General features: G+C 42.2%; 15 protein-coding genes and 1 pseudogene. 8 read left to right on the top strand and 8 right to left on the bottom strand.

The genetic code is table 11. The features are described 5' to 3' along the window. Nucleotides 1-50 precede the first annotated feature (50 nt). The 4 genes from CXF95_RS01840 to CXF95_RS01825 all read left to right on the top strand — a co-directional run bounded on the left by CXF95_RS01840 (nt 51) and on the right by CXF95_RS01825 (nt 12,946). The gene (locus tag CXF95_RS01840) at nt 51-4,991 is read left to right on the top strand and encodes a VCBS repeat-containing protein (protein WP_101197110.1); all 4,941 of its coding nucleotides are present in this window, start codon (nt 51-53) and stop codon (nt 4,989-4,991) included. Between the two features lie 362 nt (nt 4,992-5,353). Beyond that, nucleotides 5,354-7,867 (top strand): leucine-rich repeat protein, encoded by a 2,514-nt coding sequence (locus CXF95_RS01835; protein WP_198556463.1) that lies wholly within the window; start codon nt 5,354-5,356, stop codon nt 7,865-7,867. A gap of 732 nt (nt 7,868-8,599) precedes the next feature. Further along, entirely contained in the window at nt 8,600-12,043 is a 3,444-nt protein-coding gene (locus tag CXF95_RS01830; RefSeq protein WP_157828038.1) for an FG-GAP-like repeat-containing protein, read from the top strand. A gap of 420 nt (nt 12,044-12,463) precedes the next feature. Further along, nucleotides 12,464-12,946: a hypothetical protein gene (locus CXF95_RS01825; RefSeq protein WP_101197107.1), complete on the top strand. Its 483-nt coding sequence runs from the start codon at nt 12,464-12,466 to the stop codon at nt 12,944-12,946. Nucleotides 12,947-13,069: 123 nt separating this feature from the next. Here the strand turns inward: CXF95_RS01825 and CXF95_RS01820 are convergent, their stop codons facing one another. The 8 genes and pseudogenes from CXF95_RS01820 to CXF95_RS31305 all read right to left on the bottom strand — a co-directional run. Then, nucleotides 13,070-13,846 carry a CatB-related O-acetyltransferase gene (locus CXF95_RS01820; protein WP_101197106.1) on the bottom strand — a complete coding sequence of 259 codons (777 nt, stop codon included), beginning with the start codon at nt 13,844-13,846 and terminating at the stop codon, nt 13,070-13,072. Nucleotides 13,847-13,860: 14 nt separating this feature from the next. Beyond that, nucleotides 13,861-14,487 carry a glycosyltransferase family 32 protein gene (locus tag CXF95_RS01815; RefSeq protein WP_101197105.1) on the bottom strand — a complete coding sequence of 209 codons (627 nt, stop codon included), beginning with the start codon at nt 14,485-14,487 and terminating at the stop codon, nt 13,861-13,863. Beyond that, nucleotides 14,477-15,352 carry a WcbI family polysaccharide biosynthesis putative acetyltransferase gene (locus CXF95_RS01810; RefSeq protein WP_101197104.1) on the bottom strand — a complete coding sequence of 292 codons (876 nt, stop codon included), beginning with the start codon at nt 15,350-15,352 and terminating at the stop codon, nt 14,477-14,479. Before CXF95_RS01810 ends, CXF95_RS01815 begins: the two co-directional genes overlap by 11 nt. 5 nt (nt 15,353-15,357) lie before the next feature. Next, the gene (locus CXF95_RS01805; RefSeq protein WP_101197103.1) at nt 15,358-16,092 is read right to left on the bottom strand and encodes a sulfotransferase family 2 domain-containing protein; all 735 of its coding nucleotides are present in this window, start codon (nt 16,090-16,092) and stop codon (nt 15,358-15,360) included. Between the two features lie 36 nt (nt 16,093-16,128). Beyond that, entirely contained in the window at nt 16,129-18,828 is a 2,700-nt protein-coding gene (locus CXF95_RS01800; protein ID WP_198556462.1) for a glycosyltransferase, read from the bottom strand. Nucleotides 18,829-18,957: 129 nt separating this feature from the next. Continuing rightward, nucleotides 18,958-19,083, bottom strand: a complete 126-nt coding sequence (locus tag CXF95_RS31065) for a hypothetical protein (RefSeq protein ID WP_255418872.1) — start codon at nt 19,081-19,083, stop codon at nt 18,958-18,960. Nucleotides 19,084-19,169: 86 nt separating this feature from the next. Then, nucleotides 19,170-19,427 carry an ISAs1 family transposase gene (locus CXF95_RS01790; protein WP_255418874.1) on the bottom strand — a complete coding sequence of 86 codons (258 nt, stop codon included), beginning with the start codon at nt 19,425-19,427 and terminating at the stop codon, nt 19,170-19,172. Between the two features lie 77 nt (nt 19,428-19,504). Then, a pseudogene (locus tag CXF95_RS31305) lies at nt 19,505-19,645 on the bottom strand (transposase); the annotation flags it as partial. A gap of 207 nt (nt 19,646-19,852) precedes the next feature. On the opposite strand from CXF95_RS31305, the gene CXF95_RS01785 reads away from it, so the two are divergent. The 4 genes from CXF95_RS01785 to CXF95_RS01770 all read left to right on the top strand — a co-directional run bounded on the left by CXF95_RS01785 (nt 19,853) and on the right by CXF95_RS01770 (nt 25,773). Next, a complete protein-coding gene (locus CXF95_RS01785; RefSeq protein WP_101197100.1) occupies nt 19,853-20,767 on the top strand; it encodes an NAD-dependent epimerase/dehydratase family protein in 915 nt (304 codons plus the stop codon). Between the two features lie 62 nt (nt 20,768-20,829). Further along, complete coding sequence (locus tag CXF95_RS01780; protein ID WP_157828037.1) at nt 20,830-21,585, top strand: hypothetical protein; 756 nt, start codon at nt 20,830-20,832, stop codon at nt 21,583-21,585. Continuing rightward, nucleotides 21,585-22,655, top strand: a complete 1,071-nt coding sequence (locus tag CXF95_RS01775; RefSeq protein WP_101197098.1) for a GSCFA domain-containing protein — start codon at nt 21,585-21,587, stop codon at nt 22,653-22,655. Before CXF95_RS01780 ends, CXF95_RS01775 begins: the two co-directional genes overlap by 1 nt. Beyond that, entirely contained in the window at nt 22,624-25,773 is a 3,150-nt protein-coding gene (locus tag CXF95_RS01770) for a rhamnan synthesis F family protein (protein ID WP_157828036.1), read from the top strand. The genes CXF95_RS01775 and CXF95_RS01770 overlap by 32 nt, the downstream gene beginning before the upstream one ends. Nucleotides 25,774-25,801: the final 28 nt, after the last annotated feature.

Here is a 25,801-nt window from a genome sequence, read left to right as displayed (position 1 = left end):
TTGTACTTAATAATAAGATTAAGAATCTATGATCTGGAGTAATAAAGATAATGAGTAAAGCGTTCTTTAGAAACGTTAGTGTTACTACAAGGCGGTTTACACGTTTTGTCGGGCTGCTAATAGTAAGTGCTGCAGTAAGCGTTAGCGTGAAGGTTATTGCACAAGATGCCAGCGAAAAAGTAGCCGAAGTCACAGTATTTGGCACAGACGAGCGCACTGAACTCGGTAACGAGGCTTCTAGCGATCTTATCAACCTCAACCGTTCTAATAAGGTTAAAGAAGTCTTCAATGGCGTAGAACGCACCACTGAGACAGTGAGTATTATCAGTGCTGGTGCGCTTGTTATACAGGAAGGGCATGAAAACGGGCTCTGGGAAAAGTACCACAACATGTCCAATATTAAGCGCATGGAGATCATGGCTGAGACCTTGGTTATCAAAAGTGCATGGAGCTTAAAAGCGACTGACGTCAGTATCTATTCCCGTGAAATACGTTTTGAAGGCTCAAGTTATATCAATACCTCGGCGCGACAAGAGGATATAATCCCTGATGCCGCCAAATCACCTACTGTCCCAGGCATAGATGGTGCGGATGGCATCAATGCGGGCAATATCAATTTTTGGGTAGGTACTTACGACAGCCCCAGCACAAACGTCGACTTAGTGTCGATTGGGGGCAAAGGCCAGGCTGCCGGTAAGGGGCAACATGGAAGTAATGGATCAAGCGTAGACACTTATCCGTCGGATTCTATTCCTGGTATCGATACATCCGAGATATGGCCTCATGGCTTTGTGCTCTTTAAAGGGTTGGTTTATCCAATTCCTAAAGACGCTAGTGTTACTGCCATATATGGAGACAAAACATTTGGCTCGGGAAATAGACCGACTAACGGACATGACGCTTTGCCTGCAGGTAAGCCTGGCAATGGCGCAAACGGTGGCACACTGAACACTAATATCGCTGGCATTACTGCTGAGCTATTTGCTAATCAAGGTGGTAAAGCGGGTGCTAAAGGCAGCGCGCCAGCAACAACTCGCAGTAGCAGCCTAGGATGGATTTATGGCGGTAAGCCAGGTACCCCTAGTAAATATATAGAGCTCCTCGCGACTGACTGGCCTGGTCACGTTCCTAAAGACGATGATATCGTTTTGTTGGCACAGGGGGGGCCTACTTCATATGGAAAGGGGGTGGGTGTTCCAACAGCAAAAGCAGGAGCAGCAGGCGAGACTCATTATGTGGATAATCCCTACGCCTGGCTGAATCCACAATTGTTGCGTCTCATCCTTAGTGGTGTTAAAGACAATTACCTGCAAAACCGGTTAAGCATAGCTGAGGATGTCATGAATGACTACTCTGAGGTGATTGAAGGCTACCGCACCCATGATGCTTGGACTGATAATAACAAAACAACCCAAACAACCCGTTTTGAGTTGGGCCAGATGTATGATGAAATGCAGATACTTCTACAGCAGATAGCTAACGGCCTGGATTATTTTGGTAACCCGAACGGGTGGGTACCTATGCTCAGTTTTGAGGTGGCACTTAAGGCTTTCAACCAGGAAATAGACCGCAGTTTAGACATGGTCTATCTGGCCAAATGGATCACCAAAAAACAGAATGATGCAACTATAACCCTTGCTGCGCTGGCGACCGCTAGAGCAGGCCTGCGCGCAGAAATAGCGACCGCCCAAAGCGCTTACCCAATAGCGCAACAAAAACTAAGTGGACTAACCGCCAAGGCTAGCGCGATAGCAACACAGGTGCAGAATATTCAGAGTAAATTACAAGCTGAGGATAACGTACTAAGCGCTCAAGCTAGGAAGAATACAAAGCCCTCACATTGGGAAGGCGCCGGCGTTTTAATACTTCAAAAAGTCGGTGCAATGGCCGAGATGACCCCTGCAAAACAACCTGCCCTTGGCAAGGCTGGCGCTGCGCTGGGTGCTTTAGCCGATTCCGCCGTTGATCCAAGTTGGGACACCATTACTTCAGTATCTGATTTAAGCCAGAGCTTTAATGATTCTCAGCTCAAGGCCGCAAGCGCTTCACAGAGTGAGAAGGTAGCGGGTGTTAAGATAAGTGCACTGGAGGAAGCAACAGCGCGTGCAACTTATTTAAGCGCCTTAAGCGTCAACTCTAAGACTCTGTCAGCAGGTATTAGGAGTCTAAACGGCAGTTTAGAGGGCACTAAGGCACCGCAATCTGATATGGATGAGGAGTTGGGTAAATTGCGCGCTCAGAGTGCTAAGTATGCGGTACTGGCTGATGAGACGAGTGAGTTGCTGAAGGAAAAAGCGCAATTTGCCGCAGATATGGCTGCTGCGACCCTCAAGGTGGCTAGACTTTCAGATACCGTCACCCGTAATATTCTGGCTATTGATGCCCTTGATGTCGAAGTTGGCGGGTTCGATAATGTGATTGATTCGAGGGTTAATGCCTACCTCAAGGATATGGAACGACAGGCCTTCGACCGTTTGCTTAAATATCATTATTATATGGCTAAGGCCTATGAATATCGCCAGGTTAAAGCTTACACAGGTACGCTTGATTTGGAGGGGATGTTTGAGCGTATCCTCAGTGTTGTAGCAGGGGGGGAAGGTGAAACTGTAGGAGGTGCCTTGACAAGCGGGCAGAGAGAGTTAATTAAAAGTGCGTATCTCCTTCCGATTACAGAGCTGACAGAGAGTATCCTCACAGGGTTAAATGAGACATCGCAGGTGGTAGGAACTTCACGCACGTTTAGCCTCAGCCCAAATCAACTTACTACCCTCAATAGCGGTAAAACGCTTAATCTGAATTTGTATGAAGAAGGTATGTTTTTAACTGATGAGGAAAATGTTCGGATTGTTAACCTCGAAGTGCTCAACGAACCCAATAGGTTGGATGGTATTGGTATGACTACAGAGCCATCCGAGGGGAAAATGTATGGTGACTTTGCCTTTGTAGAGCTCACTATGGAGCATTCAGGGATCTCTAACCTGAAAAAAGATGGCAAGGTTTTCCAATTCAGGCATTACAACAACCAGACCCGCAATCCAATCACTTGGAAGAGCCAATATGAGCCAGTGCAAAAAACTATTTCACCTACACCACCTATCGCAGGTACTGATTCGCTAATCATGTCATTGGTTAATGGCCTTGATGCGAGTCAGCAACTACTTTACTCGCGGCCTTCTGCCTGGGCAGATATTAGCATTCGCCGAGAGGGGAAAAACGGTGAAGTGGAGTTTGGACTGGGTGATGATAACCCCCCGATCCTTATTACTGGTATTACCCTTAGGGTCACCTTTGATCGAGAAACACAGGGCTCGAACCCAAATGTGAAGCAGGCTGGAATTTTTGCCCGCAGCGACACAGGTAAAAACCTCTCGCCTCGGTTTGAAATCAGCGAAAAGGATAGGAATGATCGCCAAAATGGTGCAGGTAAAATTTTGCGTATCTTCGATACCAGTACTGACATGGTTGATATTACTACAGAATCAGTCTACGGCCCTTACACGTTTGCTAAGTGGATGAACAATGGCAACGAATACTCAACATCGAATACTATTAGTATACCTAAGAACGAGAATTTCCGACTGGTAGCCATCTACGAGTCTCTTTTACCAGAGTTTGTGACAGCCCTTGAAGTGACTGCCGATGACGAGACTGAACTTGAATACCAGGTGGTGCAGCAGACTAAGAGTGATGTTACATATAGCGCCTCAGGGCTGCCAGAGGGCCTAACTATCACGTCATTAACCGGCCTGATACGGGGCACTACTGATGCGATTGGTAATTATGACATTGAACTGACTATGACCAATGGGGACAAAAGCAATATCGCAAATATTACAATGTTGGCGAATCTGGATATGATTGATGAAAACGACATTGATGGTGATGGTATAGCTAATGAGGATGACGCATTCCCGTCGGTAGCCATTGGTGCTTATGTTGATACCGATAACGACGGTGCCCCGGATGAGTGCAATGCAGCTTGCATATCCCTTGGAATGACAGCTGACGCTGACGATGACAATGACGGTGTCTTGGATGTAGATGATGCATTTCCTCTTGATCTTACAAAATCGCAAAACACAACTCAGCAAAAAGTCAAAAACGATGTTGACGGCGATGGCAATTCAGATTTGCTGTGGCGTAGTGAAGCCAAAGGTTGGAACTTCCTGTGGGCAATGGATGGAGTGCAAACTAAACAGGCATCACCGATTAATGTGGTGCAGGATGATGGCTGGTTAATGGCGGGTCAGGGGGATTACGACGCAGATGGTAAATCGGATATCTTGTGGCGCAATACGCTCACCGGCTTGAACTTTATCTACCTGATGGACGGGCTTAACATTAAGGCAAAACAAGTGCTGAATTACGTCGATGCACCCAAGTGGGAGCTACGAGGCAGCGGTGACTTTAATGGCGATGGCAAAGGGGATGTGCTGTGGCGTAATGTAGACAGGGGCGATACCTGGTTTTACATGATGGACGGCTTAAGTATTGGGACTAACCAACCTTCGTTATGGGTCACTGACCTGAACTACAAGATAGCGGCGATAGGCGACATCAACGGCGATGGCACAGATGATGTGATTTGGCGTAATCAAGTGACGGGTGTGAATTACATCTGGATAATGCAAGATGGGCAGATAGCCGACCGCTATACTTTAAACGCGATTGACGCAGATTGGACGATTGCTGGGGCCGGGGATTTGGACGGCGATGGCACGGATGACATCATTTTGCGTAACCAGGTTGATGGTCGAAACTGGGCGTATTTGATGGAAAGCGGTCAAATCAAGACCAGTGAGCTCATTAATACGGTCGGTATGGGCTGGCAAATTGCTGATATGGGCGATTATGACGGTGACGGTAAGGCAGACTTGTTATGGCGCAATGAAAGCACGGCCAGAAACATCGTGCACCTGATGGATGGCCTGACAATCAAAGACAAAGGTGTACTCAGACCTACTGACAACACTTGGCAGTTGGCTAAGTAAGGCCAATAAGCGATAAAGTAAACAGAAAAGGTCATCTCAGTCATATGAGTTGGCCTTTTTTATTTTAGTCAAGGTGTCATTTTCGGTAGCGGTTTAGAGGAAGTGAGCGGATAAAAGATAAGGCACTTTAATGTTCCGATTGCCCTATTGCTTATTGACTCATTTTCGAATACATTTAATCGAAACTTTATAGTATAAAAAAGCTAAAAGTTGTCATTCAATCGGTTTGCAACTTAATCAATATCATTAAAAGATGTATCAGGATGATAATTGAGCCGTTATGGAATAGGCGCACCACCTTCTCCCCAGTATCGTTCTCAAAAGTTGTTTCCTTGTTATGTTGTATAAAAGGAATCTTGCGTATGCCCCATTGTCTGTCTGTTCGTTTGCTTAACTCTCTTTTGCTTGTAAGTTCGCTATCTTTTACTGTTAACAGTTTCGCTGCTGATGACGGGACTTGGTTTTATTCTATTAATGGCGCTAATGCCACGGTGACGCGCTGTGTGGCGACATGTCCTCAGAATTTAGTTATTCCTGAGACTATCGATGGCTACAGTGTCACCAGCATTGGACGGAGGGCTTTTCGGCAAAACCAATTAACCAGCGTGACAATCCCCGATAGCGTAACCAGCATTGAGGACCAGGCTTTCATTTCTAACCAATTAACCAGCGTGACAATCCCCGATAGCGTAACCAGTATTGGAATAGAGGCTTTTCGGCAAAACCAATTAACCAGCGTGACAATCCCCGATAGCGTAACCAGTATTGGGAGCTTTGCTTTCATGGATAACCAATTAACCAGCGTGACAATCCCCGATAGCGTAACAAGCATTCAGGAGCGGGCTTTCAGTTCTAACCAATTAACCAGCGTGACAATCCCCGATAGCATAACCAGTATTGGGGGATATGCTTTCTTTGGAAACCAATTAACCAGCGTGACAATCCCCGATAGCGTAATCAGCATTGGTGCGGGTGTTTTCAGCAGAAACCAATTAACCAGCGTGACAATCCCCGATAGCGTAACCAGCATTGAGTTGCAGACTTTCAGTTATAACCAATTAACCAGCGTGACAATCCCCGATAGCGTAACCAGCATAGGGGACACTGCTTTCCAGGATAACCAATTAACCAGCGTGACAATCCCCGATAGCGTAACCAGTATTGGGAGCTATGCTTTCAGTTTTAACCAATTAACCAGAGTGACAATCCCCGATAGCGTTACCAGCATTGGACAGGGGGCTTTTCGGCAAAACCAATTAACCAGCGTGACAATCCCCGATAGCGTAACCAGTATTGGGAAACAGACTTTTTTTTATAACCAATTAACCAGCGTCACAATCCCCGATAGTGTAACCAGCATTGATGAGTATGCTTTTTACTTTAATAACTTGGCAATTGTCCAATTTCTTGGCGATAGGCCGGCCATTGCAGTTGATGCCTTTAACCTGAATCCATTAAACTCTATTACCTATTGCTCTGATACAAATGGTTGGCCAGGTCCTTCGATAGATAATGTGACACCAGTCAACGATTGTGACGGTGATGGTGTTTTGGATGTTGCAGACGCCTTCCCGCTGGATGCAACTGAAACGCTGGATACTGACGGTGACTTAATTGGTAACAATGCAGATACCGATGACGACGGTGATGGTTATTCAGACACGGATGAACTGGCTTCAGGCACTAACCCCTTGAGCAATACCAGTTTACCGCTGGATACGGACGGTGATTTCATCTCAAACGCGACGGATAGCGATGATGATAATGACGGTATTACCGATGCAGATGATGCGTTCTCACTGATAGCCATTGGAGATTATGTTGATACTGATAATGACGGTGCACCGGATGAGTGTGATGCAGCTTGTATATCCCTTGGCATGACAGCTGATGCTGACGATGACAATGACGGTGTATTGGATGTAGACGATGCATTTCCTCTTGATCCTACAAAATCGCAAAACTCAACTCAGCAAAAAGTCAAAAACGACGTGGATGGCGATGGTAAATCTGACTTGTTATGGCGCAGCAGTGCCCTTGGTTGGAACTTTTTATGGTCAATGGATGGTGTAAAAACCAAACAAGCCAAACCCATTAATGTGGTACAAGATGAAGGCTGGTTGATGGCGGGACAGGGCGATTATGACGCTGATGGTCATTCGGATATATTCTGGCGCAATACGCTCACCGGCATGAACTTTATCTATCTGATGGATGGCTTGACGATTAAAACCCGTAAGGTGCTCAACTTTGTCGATGCACCGCAGTGGGAGTTGCGGGGTAGTGGTGACTTTAATGGTGACGGTAAAGGGGATGTATTGTGGCGTGATGTGGTGAGAGGGCGCACCCATTTCTTCCTGATGGATGGTCTGAATATTGGCACTAACCAACCAGGATTGTTGGTCACCGACTTGAACTACAAGATAGTGGCGATAGGGGATATTAACGGCGATGGCACAGATGATGTGATTTGGCGTAATCAAGCTACAGGTGTGAACTATATCTGGATAATGGTAAATGGCCAGATAGCTAGCCGTTATGTGCTCAATACTATCAACGGGGATTGGACGATAGCCGGGGCCGGAGATTTGGATGGCGATGGTACCGATGACATGATTTTACGTAACCAAGTAGATGGTCGTAACTGGGCGTATTTGATGGAAAGCGGTCAAATCAAGACCAGTGAGCTTATCAATACGGTAGGTATGGGCTGGCAAATTGCTGACATGGGCGATTATGATGGAGACGGTAAGGCAGACTTGTTATGGCGCAATGAAAGCACGGCTAGAAACATCGTGCACCTGATGGATGGCCTGACAATCAAAGACAAAGGTGTACTCAGACCTACTGACAACACTTGGCAGTTGGCGCAATAGAAAGTTAGACGGTCAAAGCATAAAAAAAACGGAAAGGTGACTCACTTTTCCGTTTTTTTTGCCTTAGCAATAAACGTAAGCGACAGGCTCACATTAAGGCCTAATGCGTTCTTCTTAAACCATTCATGTTATTCCCATAAAAGCTGGGAGCATCATAGCTCCAGGTTGTAGGTGTTTTCGATAATGCTAGCTTGCTTTGTATTATCTCTTACAGAGCTATAAAGGGATTGCTTTTGGGGCTTAACCGATGTGTAAAAGGACCTCAAATGGTGGAAACAGAGTTAAAGTAAAGCAGGCAGACTAGCGGTATGGTGCAGCCGATAAACGGAATTTATTTGTACCTGACACCTTTTATTTTTGTGTATGACCGAAAAGTGCAAACTATTGTGGGATGTGTGCAAACATTATCCTTGAAATCCTGTTAAGATTTTCATAATAAAAGTTTTTACACCATCACTTATTCTAACTCACGACTTAACATTTCATTTCATTTCATTTCATGTATCAGGAGTACAATACATGCGCTCTACCTTTAGTCTTACTGCTAGCCCCTTCATTAGCGTCTGCTGATGAGGTTGTTATCTTGCATGTTTTTAGTAATGGTCAGGTGGCGTACGCCACTGACGTAAATGCGAATTTCAAGGCACTGGCTGATAAGTCTAATTTAGAAATTGTATAACTCACTTAAAAAATAATCGCATGCCAACACTTCAACACAATAAGGGAATAAAAATGTCCATTTATAATATTTCAATGTCGGGATTAAGGAGCGCAATATTTGTTGGCTTTTTATTGCTATTCAATACTCAGGCTCACGCTTACGGTTGGTCAATTGTCAACGATGAACCGATACCTATCCAAATAACGCTCGGTAAGTGGAATAATTGCTACGTCAACTCGGATGGAAAGGGTGCCAGTGGGGTCACAGCAATAATTCCTGCGGGGGAAAGTTACGAGTTTAGGTTCAGTCATATCAATCAAACTGGCGTTAGTGATGTGTTGGGCTGTGATGACATTTGGGGTAAATTCGCGGTTACATTTTCGCCCGCGCCCTCCCTTGGTACTGTTACATTTAACAAGATAGGGTTCGAGTTTCATCCCGATCATGCGAAGGGAAACCTAATGGGGTCTGAATATCCAAATCCTTTTCCGGGCACTCTCACTCAGGACGGCATTGAGTACACCTTCACAACGGCTGCTGGCTTTGTTAAAAGTGAGGCGGTTGGCCGTTGGGTAAGTGTTCTCAGTGGTGGAACATCCGACGCCAGCGTGACTCTGAAGAGTTCGTTTAACGTTGGCGGCAGTGATACAACGACCGTGAGTTCGCAAACGCGCCAGGAAATTTCGGCAACGCTAGAGGCTGGGATAAGTTATGGCGCCGGTAATCTCGGTGGATCGGTGACAAGCACTAACGAAACCATCAATACAAATGTCTCAGAAATTGCGAAAAACTACGAAAATGCTTCCGAAAGGTCTTGCGATCAGGTGGTCGATCGCGAAACTTACGACTACAACGAGATGTATCAATGGCAAGTGGGTGTAACCGGCCAAGCTTCGGCTACCATTGCAACCTGTACGATTGCCTGTACCAAACTAGGCGAGCCGACGTTTGAGCCTGGCTCGAAAGAACAGGTTCAGTCATGCCAAATCAAGAAGTATACAGATACCGATAACGACGGCGCACCGGATGTGTGTGAAGCCGAATGTCAATCCTTTGGTTTGTCAGAAGACTACGACGATGACAACGACGGCATAGCCGATTGGGACGATAAGTATCCCCTTATTGCCCTTATTGACATTGGTGAGTATGTTGATACGGATAAAGACGGCGCACCGGATGAGTGTGATAACAAATGTGAATTCTTTGGTATGAAAGCTGACACCGACGATGACAACGACGGTATTGCCGATGTTAACGATGCGTTCCCACTGTTTGCCCTTGGTGACTTAACCGATACCAATAACGACGGTAGACCGGATGAGTGTGATGCCGCTTGTGTATCCCTTGGTATGACAGCTGACACCGACGATGACAGCGACGGTATTGCCGATGCAGATGATGCGTATCCCCTTGACCCCGATAAATGGCTATACGAAATAGTTAAAGTAGTAACCACCGATGACAGAGGTACGGGGTCCTTACGTGAGATGTTAAATACCTACCCGCCGGGGACAACCATTATTTTCGATCCTAGTCTAAGCGGAGCAACCATTGTGCTTGATTCTGGACTAGTTGCTGAAGGCGAGATTATTGATGCCTCTAATTTAGCCAATGGCCTGACGATCGACGGCAATGGCAACGGGCCTGTGTTCAGTACAGACGGAGATGTTACCTTCAATTCACTGACCATCACTGGTGGCTCTGGGGAGATTGGCGGGGGAATAGATAATAGTGGCAATTTGACCCTACTCAACTCAACCCTGCATGATAATTCGGCTGTGTATGGTGGGGGCGCCATTTTTAATGGAGGCGAACTAAAGGTGGTTAATTCGACTTTTTACAACAACCGTTCCTTGGGGTATGGAGGATTTGGTGGCGCAATATACAATAACGCGGGTAACTTGACCCTTGTGAATTCCACTATTGTAGGCAATGAAGGGAAATTTGGTGGAGGGATTTATCATGAATTGGGCTCGCCATGGTTTATCAGCCTGGAAAATACGATTGTAGCGGGAAATACGGCAGATGTTGGTGCGGATATATACGTTTATGACGAAAATAAAATTATCAAGACCTCAGGTCATAACCTGATTGGAGACAACAGTTCGGTTGCAAGCTGGTTTGCTGAAGGTGAGCTAGTGGGTAGCGCTGCTAATCCAATGGATCCTATGCTGGGTGACTTTGGTGATAATGCTGGCCCGACTTACACTATGCTGCCTTTAACAGGAAGTCCGCTGATCAATAGTGGAATTTCACAAGAAAATACACCCTCTGTTGATCAACGAGGTTTACTGCGAATATCTGGATTGTTCATAGATATAGGTGCAGTAGAGCTTCAACAGCAAGGTAGTGATGACAATGATAGCGATGGCATTGCTGACGCTATTGATCCTGATGACGACAACGACAGCGTTCTTGATAATAATGATGCTTACCCGCTGATAGCCATTGGAGATTATGTTGATACCGATAACGACGGTGCACCGGATTTGTGTAATGCGGCTTGCATATCCCTTGGCATGGCAGCTGATACCGACGATGATAATGATGGTGTCTTGGATGTAGATGATGCGTATCCCCTTGACGTCACTCAATCGAAAAACACAACTCAGCAAAAAGTCAAAAACGATGTTGATGGCGATGGCAATTCAGATTTGTTATGGCGTAGTGAAGCCAAAGGCTGGAACTTCCTGTGGTCGATGGATGGTGTAAAAACCAAGCAAGCCAAACCCATTAATGTCGTACAGGATGATGGCTGGTTAATGGCTGGTCAGGGGGATTACGACGCTGATGGTCATTCGGATATTTTGTGGCGCAACACCTTAACTGGCTTGAACTTTATCTACCTGATGGACGGACTTAACATTAAGGCAAAACAAGTGCTGAATTATGTCGATGCACCCCAGTGGGAGCTACGAGGCAGCGGTGACTTTAATGGCGATGGCAAAGGGGATGTGCTGTGGCGTAATGTAGACAGGGGCGATACCTGGTTTTACATGATGGACGGCCTCAGTATTGGGACTAACCAACCCTCGTTATGGGTCACCGACCTGAACTACAAGATAGCGGCGATAGGAGATATCAACGGCGATGGCACAGATGATGTGATTTGGCGTAACCAAGTGACGGGTGTGAATTACATCTGGATAATGCAAGATGGGCAGATAGCCGACCGCTATACTTTAAACGCGATTGACGCAGATTGGACGATTGCTGGGGCCGGGGATTTGGACGGTGATGGCACGGATGACATTATTTTGCGTAACCAAGTAGATGGTCGAAACTGGGCGTATTTGATGGAAGACGGTCAAATCAAGACCAGCGAGCTTATCAATACGGTCGGTATGGGCTGGCAAATTGCTGACATGGGCGATTATGACGGCGATGGTAAGGCAGACTTGTTATGGCGCAATGAAAGCACGGCCAGAAACATCGTGCACCTGATGGATGGCCTGACAATCAAAGACAAAGGTGTACTCAGACCTACTGACAACACTTGGCAGTTGGCTAAGTAATCTGCTGTATTGTTGAAACGCGTTTCAGTATTTGATGAAAATGCTGGAACGCGATATATGCTAACAGTAATATCCAACAAACAGTTTTTGTGCTTTTGTTAGGTATTGTTTTCCAGTGAACAATCTTTAATTTTCCTTACTGAATCGTTCATCTAGATTATCGCCTAGGATCAAGGGAATTATAGTATCGATGGTGTAGGCTCGTTTGTGAGATAGTTTAGATGGTCGAAACAGCGGTGTTAAGCAATGGTAACTGCCACCAAGTAACTTGGGCGAATTGGGTGTCATTTTTCGCCAAATAGATGAACAGACACTTTCAGTGTTTTAGTACTAATTTAAAAGGTTTTGGTGATATTATAGCGCATAGCACATTGAGACAAATTGACAAAACTTACTTTGCAGCAGAATACGGAGAGGCCAATGAATAAAAATAAAATATTAAGCGTTTTTTTAGGGCTTGTCTCTATCAGTTTGATTGGGATTGTTTGGTTAAACTTTCTACCCACCACAAATCAAGTAGACCAGAAAATAGCGCCTAAAACTGTATCGATTTCTTCACAATCCCAGCCTGACGTTAAATTAAATGCGCAAAATTTTACAAACGGAATTGTTAATGAGAATGCAGATAGTAAAAAATCTGCGTTTATTCAAAGTCAATCCCTTGAGTCATCTAAGCAATTTATTGACGATGCAAAATTGATTGCTGAGATAGAAAAGGAAATGGGATTTTTGCCCAGGCCTGAAGGCGACTTGTCTTACATGTCACCCGAGAATGAAACAATACAACCGGAATTTGTCGACTTCCCAGTATTGGAGCCTGAAGATGTTAATGCCACTTTGGGTGAAGCAGTAAGCGGCCCGGAAAAGATCGGAACACCCTATAAAGAGGATGTTGGATCATAGTTTTCCAAAATTGAAGACCTTGATCTGAATGTGAGTAAGCGTCTCCCTTGGTAATGGCATAACTACCACAACTAAATGTAATTTCCGCATGTCTTTCATTGCACTAACACATGCGGAAGTTGCTTATTTAGAGAATTCCAAGAGATGCTTTGCGCTAACAACGTCTGGGCAATAGACTGGCAACTCATTGTTCTGACGCTTGAATTTAACGAAATCAATAAAGTCTTCTATGCTGACATCGGCTTTATCATTGATGACATCTTTCAAGTCATAATTCCACCATTGTAAGTCTACCAACTGCTCAATTTGCGTTTCTGAGAATCGATAACGTATAACTCGTGCAGGGTTACCACCAACAATTGCATAAGGAGGAACATCCTTTGTTACCATTGCCTTAGCGGCTAGAATAGCACCATCCCCAACAGTTATGCCCCGCGAAATGCTCACATCTTCGCCAATCCACACGTCATGACCAATGCTTACATTCTTGTTATTCGCTGGTTCATTATTATTTACTTGGAAGTTTTCAACTTCAGAGTGGTCTTCAAAATACTGAGCATTTGTTATTGTATGCTTATCGTAAGTAATATTTGAAGTAGTAAATCTGTTGATAGGGTGATTGACGCCTAACACGCTCACACGAGCGCCAATTGAACAGTATCTTCCTACTCTAGTAGCAGGGTGAAACACGCTTCGAGAGAAAGAAAATGACCCCATTGAAAACAGAAAGCTTCCATTAATATAACAACAATAAGGTTCTATTTTTACTTCGTTGATAAAATGTAAGTTCTCTCCAAGTCTAAATCTACCTGCAACCTTATCGTTTCCAAATGGTGAAAAGTAAACTCTCTTCTTATTAAGAAACGCTAGAAGAGCGTCTGATACAGATATTACAGCCATCGATTTTTCTCAATTTAGTCTAAATATATATTTTTGTTTTTTTGCACTTCAGACCAATGAGCATTTTTTTTGTGCTCTAGATCGTTAACTAATTCAAAGTATTGTGTCATTTCATTTTGTGGATATATCACGTAGTTGGTATCATCTCCAGCAAGATCGATCGTTTGATTGAATGATAAAGGGCCGGTGGCTTTCCAAACATCATCATATTTGCGATGTTTAATATTATCCAAAACTGTTTCCCAAATAGTCTTAACAATAGGGTTTTGTTTTTCAGCAATAATCATTCCGTTCCAAATCCCACCATGCCACTTCCGCATAAATACGACCTTGTCAGAGTGATGTAGCAATGGTTCAATAGGAGTCTTGCAGCGTGTCGCCATATCAACATAGATACCACCCTTAGCAAAAATATAGGCTAGGCGAAATATGTCTGATTGCATTGCAGGGATGGCCGCCAGTGTAAATAAGTCCGCTATCTCGCTTCCATACTCGGATAAAATAAATTGTAGCGCTTTATCGAAATTAAAGATTTCACAATCAATTTCAGGATTGATGGCAGGCCAAGTTGCATGGAGGCTGGCAATGTCAGGGGGGACCGGTAGGTTGTCCCAATACTGAATTAGTTTCTTAGGAACCATATTTATCCTTAATTAAATCTTCATTGCTACTATAAATATCAAAGTAGCTTTGTACTAACTGTACCGGAGTGTATATAAACAGCCCCTTATTGGTAATGTTATCACCATGAATTTCTACTTCTAGACCTTTAAATTCTTTGATTATTGGAAAATCAAAGCCTACCCCAGGGTTTAATGCAGGGATAAACTGATTTAACGGTTCCGGCATGGACTCCAAAAGTTTACTTTTGGAGTAGTGAATATTTATAGTTGTAAGTATGCGTCGAGCATATTCTTTTAATAAAAATACACTGGGGTGATTAAACGTAAAAAAAAGTCTTTCCTTTTTTAGGTTGTCAAAAATGAAATCAACTATAGGAACATTTGCCTGGGATTCTCTGTCGGACAATTCTGCTAAAGAGGCCTCGACCATATCCTGATACTTATCCTGATTAAACTTTTCGTCAAAAAGCAAAAGTGTTGTTTGCTCAATATTTTTACCGGCTAACCATGCTTCAATTATCGTGAGATTATGATAGTCACCCATTGGCCCCTTGAGGGTACCTTTTCCGGGGATCCGGACATATAACCAATCAGGTGTGTAGCCAGAATAAAAAAGATTTAAGATAGTGACTACTTTATGAGGATAGTCAGCTTTTAGTCGACTTGTTTGGATATACTTGCACGGGTAATTATCAGCAATTACTTGCGTAATAATTGTGTCAGCTTGATCCAGTAGTGCGTTGGTTTCTGATTCGTTTTCATCTTTGAGTAAATGAACAATAGGTGTACCAATAACGTCCACTTCGTCGGATATAGAATCTATGATCTGCTTTAGAGGTCTTGCTTGACAATTACCTACAATAACGATTTTATGTTTGTCCATTTCCTTCATTTCCAGATTTTACAAGCATGTTCATAGCAAGCGAAATCATCAGCATTCACTTCTAGTAAACGCTCATAAAGTTCTTGGCCAATATCTTGTCTTAACTTGTTTAGCTTTTCATCAATTGAAAGCGATGAATTTTGAGACACGTTTTGGGAGGAATGTTTTAAATCGATGCCAGTGAAGCCCTCTTTGTTTAACCATTTTGTGAGCCGATTTAGCGACTCTGAATAATTATCAACAATGCCGCAAAACGGCAGACTCTCTAACGCTGCTTTTGCTCTGCTTAATTCACTTCCTTCGTTCGCAGGGTACATCATTGCAAACCGATTGGACTGAAAATTACTGCACTGTCTATCATGTGGCATTGATAAACGTGTTTCAATGTAACCGGCCAGAGTCGTATTTCGTGCTAATACTGCACCAAATGAATCACTTATTTGCTTTTTTTCAAAGGAGTAAGCAGAGACAATTCGATCAATTGGATGACGCACATAAATAACGGGCAATACAATGGCATCTTTCGGTTGTGGAACCGGTAAAAAAGCAGTATGAGACGAAAAGCAATTAACCTCAGGCTGGCTCTCGATCCATTGAGTCAACTGTTTTGTATTTAAGTCTTTGTTGCCTGGAAACTCTTTAGTAGCCCATTTTTTTTGTGTGAAATACGTTTTGAATGCAGCATCGAGTGACGTGCCTGCATTTTTAAACAGGTGGTAATGTAAAATTACTTTTCTCATAAAATTTTCAACTTAAAGTATCGCATGTTTGTGCTTTTATTGATGCTTTAGACTTGTGTATATGCCGATACTAGCGAAAATATTAGCAAACTTATCTATACCATTTTGTTTCGAATAATGTTCCTCTACTAATCGCATTTCCGCGTCAGAAAATTCAGACCACACCTCAGCGTTGTCATATAAATCTATGATTTTCTTTACCCATTCATCAGGTGAGTTTGCGATGTGGCATGATATACCGCCAATTAAGCCAGTACCTTCTGCTGCTGTATCAGTTAATACACATGGAATGTTGTATGCCATTGCTTCAAGTACCTTTCCTTTAATACCTGCACCAGAAAGTAAAGGTGCGACAAATACTCGATGCTTGTGATAGACATCGTCCAAATGTTCTGCAAACCCTACCATTTTAATGTTTTCACATTCAAATTCAGAGAATGATTTGGGCATTTTGCTGCCATAAACGAAAAGATTTATGTCAGGTCTCTGGGTGGCTAACAAAGGCATTATTTTTTCTACTAAGTACTCCACCGCTTCAACATTTGGTAGGTGGCCAAAGCCTCCCAAAAACGCAATTCCCTCTCGCTGATTAAAGTCCGGGCCATTGTTTTTATCTTCTAGTACCCAGGGGGTTAATTGCAAGTTAAGCATGTCGGGTAAGTGGGAGCTGATAACTGCATGTTCTGTGGGGTTATAGCAAAGGATTGCGTCGACCTTTTTGCAAATTTCAAGCTCTTGCTCACGGGTTTGCAGCGCTTTAGTTTGCTCCTCTTTAGTTTTAGCGGCACGCAACTCCCTAAGAAAATGTAGGTCGGCATTGTTAAACAGAATGGGAATTGATGGTTTTAGGGTCTTAATTTTATCTATAAAATTTTGAGCAACATAAAAGCGAGTGATATATATGGCATCCATCTCGGCCAGACGAGAGTTTAACATTTGATCTACAGAAATATAAAACGGGGCATACAGTACCTCAACCCCCATTTTTTGAAGATTGACAGTAAGTTCCCCAAGGTGGGCAAGGTTGTCGGCCGCAAAAGTAACCTTGAAGCCCAACGACTGCATTAGTTTGATCTCTTGAATAGCAGCGTACGAACCAGCGTCTTGGCTGGGATCTGGGGTAGTGTAGTCAAGCATTAAAATGCGTTTTTGAATATTACGATCTTTTTCTCGCTGAAGGTTTTCAAATCCCTCTTGTCCGTTGTATCGAACTGCATCGGCCCAACGTTTGGCGAATTTGCTGAAATTTATTACTTGGTTCTTTTTAACACCTATGGAAATATCCCTTCCGTGAGTCATACCTTCAAAATGAAATATTTCAGAAGTGGGGACGTAGAGTGTTGAGAATCCAGCATCTCGAACTTTAAATGCAATATCCGTATCTTCAAAGTAGGCGGGCGCTAAGTAATCGCTAAAGCCCTCTACCTGCTGCCAAACATCTTTACGGATACACAGTGCCGCACCACTTAAGTAATCTGCGTGTCTGACATAATTATATTCAGGTTTGTTTGGGTTGTCGCCATTACCCACGTTCCACGGTTTGCATGAAGACCAAACTATACCTCCAGCTTCTTGTAAACTGCCGTCTTCATTAAGCAATTTACTGCCAACTATGCCACATTGATTATCTGCAGAAATTACGGATATCAATTCATCCAGACAGTAAGAAGTGACTTCAGTGTCATTGTTCAAAAAGATAATGTACTCACCTTCAGCCATGTCGGCCGCTTTATTGCAATTACGCAAAAACATAAGGTTATTGTCGTTTCTTGAGACACGTAGATTTTCAATGTAGTTCTCTGCTTCTGCAGTTTCATCATCTGAACAATCGTCTGCTAATATGACCTCGAAAGACACATTGTTGTATGCCAGTATTAAAGAGGCGACACAGTGGTAAGTCAGTTCAAATTTGTTGTAAGCCGGAATGATGATGCTAACCAATGGTTTTTCAAACTCAGGAAGCGTCAATTTGGGATAATTCTTACGTGCTTCCCATCCTTCGCACAATGCACTGTGAGCGGTTTGCAAGTTTTGCAGAGTAGTCAAATCCAAATCATGATCGAAGTTTAATTTCAGTGACTCGTATCTAAAAGATGATTGTGCGCTAATGCTTATTAATCTGGCGGCCTTGTGATGGTTTTTAAGGTGTTCTCGGGGAGTAAGCACCGCAGCAAACTTTGCATGACCTTGCCAAAGGGCGTTTGAAGTACCGTCTAACCCGATAGTGAATAGTCGTTCTATTCCATCCATCAACTCAGTTGGAACAGATATTGAGATTTGGCTTGTACCTTGAGCAATGTCCATATTTTGATAGTGACGTATTTTGGTGCCAGTATTAATTTGAAAGCGGATATTTTGATGGGCTTGTTCTGCCCTAATTTCAAAGATAAAGTTGAGCGGATCCTGGAACTTCAACGACATTTCAATAATCGGTTCCGCTCTTTGGGTAGAGAAACTATTTCCTTCAGCTTTACTCCCGCTTGCGGTACGCAGTCGAATTTGAAGTTGGCCAAACCGATTGACACTATCATCAATAAACACCCTAAACGCGTGACATCCATCACTGAAACCAGCGTCTTTTAGATCCTGTCGAAAAAGCTTTGCTTCGCCTATTGCGATGACATTTCCATTGACTTGGACCTGAAAGTCAGATGAGTTTAATGAAGAAGTGTTGTCGTAATACCAACCGGAAATAAATCCGGAGGTGTAATTCTCAATTACGAATTGTGCAGTCACAGCCATCCTTTTCCTACTTATGTAATGAATTAAAACTGCTATAATGTACCATTTATGGATTGTGTTCAGAATAGTTATCCGATAATTTTCTATGGCGACACTAGGGTGGGACTATATTTTGTTTGATTTTTAACCAAATCGTATTTCCGCCTTAAATTTTCTATCCCATCCAGCCCGCATCATTTTACCTGCAATGCTGTCTTTAAGCGGATGAGCCTTAATTAAATTGAGCAGCGCGCGTCTGAACAAGGCCATGTTCTTCGCCCTGTCCTCAGCATATATCAGACTTTCACCTTCTGAGAATGTCACGTCCACCACGGATTGGCTATCTTGCCAAAGCTCTATGCCTGCCTCAAGTCGGTGATAGGCAATAAACGATAGTAGCGCTCATTGATACGACCATGAGCCTTATCTATTTCTTGGTAATACCCCGTTTCCAGTGCCTGCGGATCATCCCGATATGTCTTGTGAAAAAACGCCGAGATTTCTTTGTGCAGGTTACGCTGGTTGTCTTTTACCTGCAGCATATAGTCAGCTCCTTCCGCCCGTACTATCTCGGCGGTCTTGTTCTGACAGTGCATAGCATCAGCGGTGACTATCGCGCCTTTATCGACAGGTGCCCCAACATAGCCTGCATCACAGGAATTTCATTGGTTTTATCAGACACCTCCTGCTGCTAAAGAATAAGGCCACTGTTTACCACCATCGCACTCATTAACTGTAATGCGTTGCGGGATGAGTCATTTTCTGAGCCCCTGACGTCTGGGCAAATAAAACCATTAGGCCAGCGAAGTTTTTTTAAATAACTTAGGCATGATTTTTAATCGTAAAACCAGTTCATAAACTGATCCCAGTTTTTAGGGTAATCAATGCCTGCTTTGAGCAATGTTTGAACGATATTACTTACCCTGTAGCGGTTACTAACGTCATGAATACCTTTTTCCTTGTTGAATTGAGGACATCTTTGGTAAAGTAACTGACTAAGTTACTATTTCAATTCAATATTTGTGCAAGGGTGTTCGCTATGTCGTACTTATTAATTGGAGGTTTTGGTTTTATTGGGAAGCACCTTATTGAAGCTTTATGTGTCAACAATGATGATTTTACCGTTATTTCTCGAAAAGACCCTGATATTAAATGGTCGTCTTACCCCTATGTATTAGATAACACCTTAGATGGACAAGACCTATCGACCTTGGCAAAAAAACATAGCGTTATTGTTTATTTGGCGTCCTCATCGATACCTGCCACGGGGTCCTTTACAAGAGAGTTAACTGAAAATGTTGAACCAGCAGTACAATTGATTGACAAACTAACTGAATTCAACCCTGATTTAAAAATCATTTATCTGTCAAGTGGTGGACAAATTTATGGAAATGAATATTCGGTTCCGGTTTCAGAAAAAATGGCATGTCGTCCAGTAAGTCCTTATGGTTATGGAAAACTTATTGTAGAACAAAGTTTAGCATATCTTCATCGTACCAAAGGAACAAAGATTGCCATGTTGAGAGTGGCGAATCCTGTTGGTCGATGGCAAACAGGGTTAAGACAGGGAATGGTTAATGTAGTATTTCAGGCCTTAGTCAGTGATAAACCAGTGACTATATTTGGCACTGGTAATGAGTGTCGAGACTATATTGATGCTGATGAACTTGCTCAGTTAATTTTACTCGTGGCTCAAACCGATTTTGATTTTAAGACCTGGAATATTGGCTCTGAACAGGCGACATCAACCATTGATTTAGTGTTAAAAATAGAAAAAATTGTTGGCAAAACTACAACTAAACAATACCAGTTAAGGCGTGCTGTTGACCCAGATTTTGCTGTGCTTGATTGTAATAAGGTATTCATGGATTTGAACTGGAAAACAACCAAAAACATAGACCAAATTTTAGAAAAAACACTTTCCTACAAAATAAATTCAACAGTGCCTTTATGATTTTAAACTGGCTAAAAGATTTACACTTACTGTCGGATAAACAGAATGAAAAGGCTAAACCAATGGAAATGATCATAACTGGACACTCACATTGTTTTTCTATGGGCGTTAACCCTACAGGAGAACTTAGGCTTGAGCCCATCCAAAATGATGTGCCGGGAGTTTACGGAGTCATGGGGGCTTGGAATGGGACCAGAGATGATGCTTACTGGCAATTTGTTGCCAAACATGCAAAAGACAAATATATCATCATTTCCTGGGCGGGTAATCAGCACAACTCAGGATTTATATTTTCAAATGAAGAGTCTTTCGATTTTGTTTTAAATAACAATGAGCGTACTACGATTACTGAAGGACGAACCTTAGTGCCTAAATCGGTTTTAGTCGAACATTTTAAAGCGTCGCTGGGTGGCTTACACCATGTGATTGATATTTTAAAGAAAGGCAACCCGAAGGAAATTTTGTTATTAGAAACGCCTCGACCTAAAGGTGATGGCGAGTTCATATTACCTTTTATTAAATCGTCTCAACATTTCATCGAATTGGCTCAGAAACTCAATATTGAAATTGACTCATTGAAAATTTCATCTTTGAGTTTTCGATTGAAGTTATGGCAGGTAATACAAGAATTAGTCGCTAATATAGCAAAAGAAGCAAACATACAGTACATTTCTGTTCCAGAAGAGTTTCAATCTTCTGAAGGGGGGCTCAAAAAAGAATTTTGGGCTAATGATGTGACCCATGCAAATTCTCTGTACGGAAAGGCAGTAGTCAAGTATTTAGGGAACACACTCTGTAATAAAGGAGCGATTGAATAATGTCTCATCCATATAAGAATGCACCAAGAAAGGCTTTCTGGAGTAAAGCTGTCGCAAAAGATTGGCAGGTCAATGACTTACTATCCTCTTTTCCATTGATTCGAAAAGGAGACAATGTTGGCTCTGCGGGTAGTTGTTTTGCTGGAAATATTATTCCTTATCTAGAAGATGCGGGATTCAACTATGTAAGAAAAACCATTATCCCCGAAGGCTTGAAGACCGCTTATCAAGAAAACTTTAACTACCATACTTTTTCAGCTGCATATGGCAATGTTTATACTGCGAGGCATCTGCTGCAACTGATTCAAATGGCTTTGGGTTTGTTCAAACCACATGAAGACCGTTGGTATGTAGATGGAAAAGTGCTCGATCCCTTTAGACCTGGTTTGCGCTTTACGGCATCCAATGACATTGAATTTGACAAATTGAATTCTCAGTATCTGGCTTCAGTTATTGCCGCGTTTAAACAAATGGATGTTTTTGTATTTACGCTTGGTTTGACCGAAGCTTGGGTTTCTTCTCTAGATGGTGCTGTGTTTCCTGCCTGCCCCGGAACGATTTCTGGGGAGTTTAATAGTGAACAGCACGTTTTCAAAAATTACAGTGCCTCAGAAATTAAAAACGACCTAACAGAAACCTTCGCATTATTGAGAGGTATAAACCCCAATTTAAAAGTGATTTTAACTGTGTCTCCCGTGCCTCTTGTGGCAACGGCTACAGCGAATCATGTTGTATCTGCAACAGTCTACAGTAAGTCGGTTCTGCGAGTTGCCGCTCAAGAAGTGGTTAATCTTCTGCCTTATGCGACCTATTTTCCATCTTACGAGATTGTGACCGGACCTCAAGCCCCAGAAAATTTCTTTGAAGAGAATAGAAGAGATGTGAGCAAACAAGCCATTGACACTGTGATGAGTGCATTAATTGCAAATTGTGAGTATGATGAAAAAATGCTCGAGCAAATGGCAAGTAGTCATTCACGGTCACAAAAACCATCTCAAAATGATAAAAATTCCTCGGCCCTTTTAGTTGATCTTGAGTGTGAAGAGGCTGCAAGCGACCCTAGCGTGTAACGTTCAATATACGATTAATGAAATTAACAGCGGTAAAATGATGTTCGAATTAACTAAGCAAGAGTTAAAAGATTACGGGTATGTGCGCTCGCTAAAAATAAACTGGAAGAAATACAAAAAGGTTAATCAATTAGAACACAACTCAGAGCCTATTGTGCATTGTATCAAGAATGCACAGTTCGATAGTGTTGTTATCCCAGGTTTTTTTGATTCTGCAGAATATATGGCTTTGAATCCTGAAGTGCTTGAATCAGATTTGCATCCATTAGTGCATTATGAAGAGTCAAAGAAGCTAAATAAGCCAGTTAACAGACCTTCCTTTTTTACTAAAAAACGAGCAAGTAAAACTGCAAAAAGACCCGATAAAACAAACTTGGAATGCGTGCTTTTTTCAAGGCAAGAGTTAGAGGATTTTTTCTATTTGTATGTCAGTCCCATACATTGGATTAATTTTCAGTCTGGTAATATTAGTGGGGACGAAATAGATTTAATTTGTTACGCAGTGAAAGATTGGAAGACAAATCGTATTGTTATCAAGGGGGTTTACGATTCTGATGTGTATCTTGCCAAGAATGAAGATGTAAAAATGGAAGGGGTAAATCCCCTCGTACATTTTTTTAAACACGGCAGCTCTGAAAAAAGAATATCGAAATTAACAAACGAAAACAGACAGTTTGAAATAAGCACTATCAGATCACAAAACATAAATTGGGACGGTTTTTTTGAGTTTAATTTAATACCCGATAACAAGCAGTGCGATCCTGTTGAATATTATGTAGACAATTGGCACTACGAAAACCTTAGAATTAAGGGGTTTTTCGATTCTGCTTTTTATTTGAAAAACTACATAGATATTTCTGCGATAGGTATGAATCCACTTTTTCATTTTGTCACAAATGGTATGGAAGAAGGACGTAAAGGTTTTCTCGATATCGCTCAATATATTGAACTGGGTCAGCAAAGTTTCGACGAAAACTTGCCCACTATAGCTATTGTTAGCCATGAGTCTTCTGCAACTGGTGCGCCGTTAGTTGGGTTAAATTTAGGTAATAGTTTAAATAGTCGTCACAATGTGATGCATTTTGTAGTGCGAAAAAAACAAATTCACGGTGATTTTCTTGCTGGTAGTTGTTTTACCATTACCAATTTAACTGACAACCCGAGATTTTTTACTAAAGCATTGGTTGAAGCAATAATAGCAAAATACCCCTTGATCGGAGCAGTGTGTAATTCAGTAGAAACCTTTGAAATACTTGATGTGTTAAGTGAACTTAAAGTCCCTACCGTATCTCTGATCCATGAGTTCAGTGACTATACCTTGCCAAAAGGTAAAATTAGTAGTGCTATTTGTTTCGCAGATAGGTCCATAGTACCTGCAAATATTATCAAAAATTCAATAACAAGAGAGATAAAAGAGTGTTTTGGTATTGATGCTATTCCAAACAGCATAACGGTTCAGCCGCAGGGCCATTTACCCTATATACCTACTATCTATGGTGACAATTTAACTGCAGACGAGTTAAAACAAAAATTTGATTTATCCAGTGAGCAAGTTCTGATTGTTGGCGCAGGGTATGTGCAAATTAGGAAAGGCGTCGATTTATTCATTGCGGTTGCTAACTATTTAAACATCAAGAGTCCTGGCAGATATAAATTTGTTTGGGCTGGTGATGGTTATGACCCTGATAATGATTTGGCTTACTCAGTTTGGCTAAAGAAACAAATCATAGAATCTAATCTGGAAGATGATTTTTCCTTTTTACCCCATCAAAGAAGTTTAGGTAATTTACTCTCGATTACAGATGTGTTTATGCTGACATCTAGGTTAGACCCATTTCCAAATGTAGTAATTGACGCTTTGGCTTCGGGAGTCCATGTCGCTTGTTTTGCAAACAGTACGGGATGTGCAGAATTTTTAGAAAACAATGAATCAAGTTCATCCATTGCATCTTATGCAGATGTCAGCGGTATGGCCGATAAAATTGAAAGTTATGTTGTTAGGCTGCCAGGTGTTGTGGAGCAAACTATTCGTACCAATCAAGATCTAGTGAGTCAGCATTTGGACTTTGAAAAATATGCGCAGTACATTCTGACAGAAATAGAAGAGGCGAATAGAATTGTTGCTCAAAGGCGTGATAACGAATTATCTATTGCACAGTCTGGACTGTTTGATTACCACTATTATGCATTACTTGATTCGTATTCGCGTGGGCTTGATCATTATGTGAAATGTGCCCTTAAGGGAATGCATTTTTCAAATCCAAACCCTGCGTTTCATGATGGGTTATGGGTAAATAGTCATCCAGAACACCTGTGTTCTGTGCCCCTCTCAGAAGCAATTGCTGCTAATCAGCACTTTACACATAACAATACTTTGTTAGATGGTGATTTTGACACTGTGGATATTAGGTGTGCAATTCATCTGCATTTGTATTACTTAGATATGGCTGAGTTTTTCATAGAAAAATTTGCATATGTGCCGCGTAATTGTGATTTATATATTACTGTTTGTTCCAAACATACGATAGAGCAAGTTAAGCAGGCTTTTTCGAAAAGTGGCTTTGACTTCATCGATGTTGTCGCTGTCGAAAACGAGGGGAGAGATATCATCCCGTTTTTTTCTGGCTTAAAAAAACCTTTGTTTGAATCTGAAAAATATGATGTGGTAGGCCACTTCCACAGTAAAAAATCATTAGATAATGACACTGGATTTGGTGATAATTGGTTAAATTATTTGACCGACAACCTATTGCCTAGTACAAGTGGGATAAATCAGATTTTCAGCCTGTTTACTAACGTTAATCTTGGTTTAGTTTTCGCCGCTGATCATCACATTGTAGATTATGGAAAAAATAAACCCTTTGCAGATGACTTATGCAGTGCAATGCAAATTGAGCACCTAAATAAAGCGGCTAACTTTCCAGTAGGTACTATGTTTTGGGCTAAACCTGAGGCACTGTCGCGTTTGTTTGAGTTAGATATGCAACCTTTCATTCAGCAAGAGCCCCTTGGATATGATGGTTCATATATGCATGCAATCGAACGTTTATTGCCACATGTTGTAGAAAATAGTGGATATGAGATAACGACTGTTTATACACAAGGAACATCTTGGTAATGGATGTTTTACTGATTTTTTTAAAAGA

This window comes from Paraglaciecola sp. MB-3u-78, assembly GCF_002835935.1.
GTDB lineage: Bacteria > Pseudomonadota > Gammaproteobacteria > Enterobacterales > Alteromonadaceae > Paraglaciecola.
The sequence above is the reverse complement of the archived record's forward strand: the minus strand, read 5'-3'. Positions and strand labels throughout refer to the sequence as shown.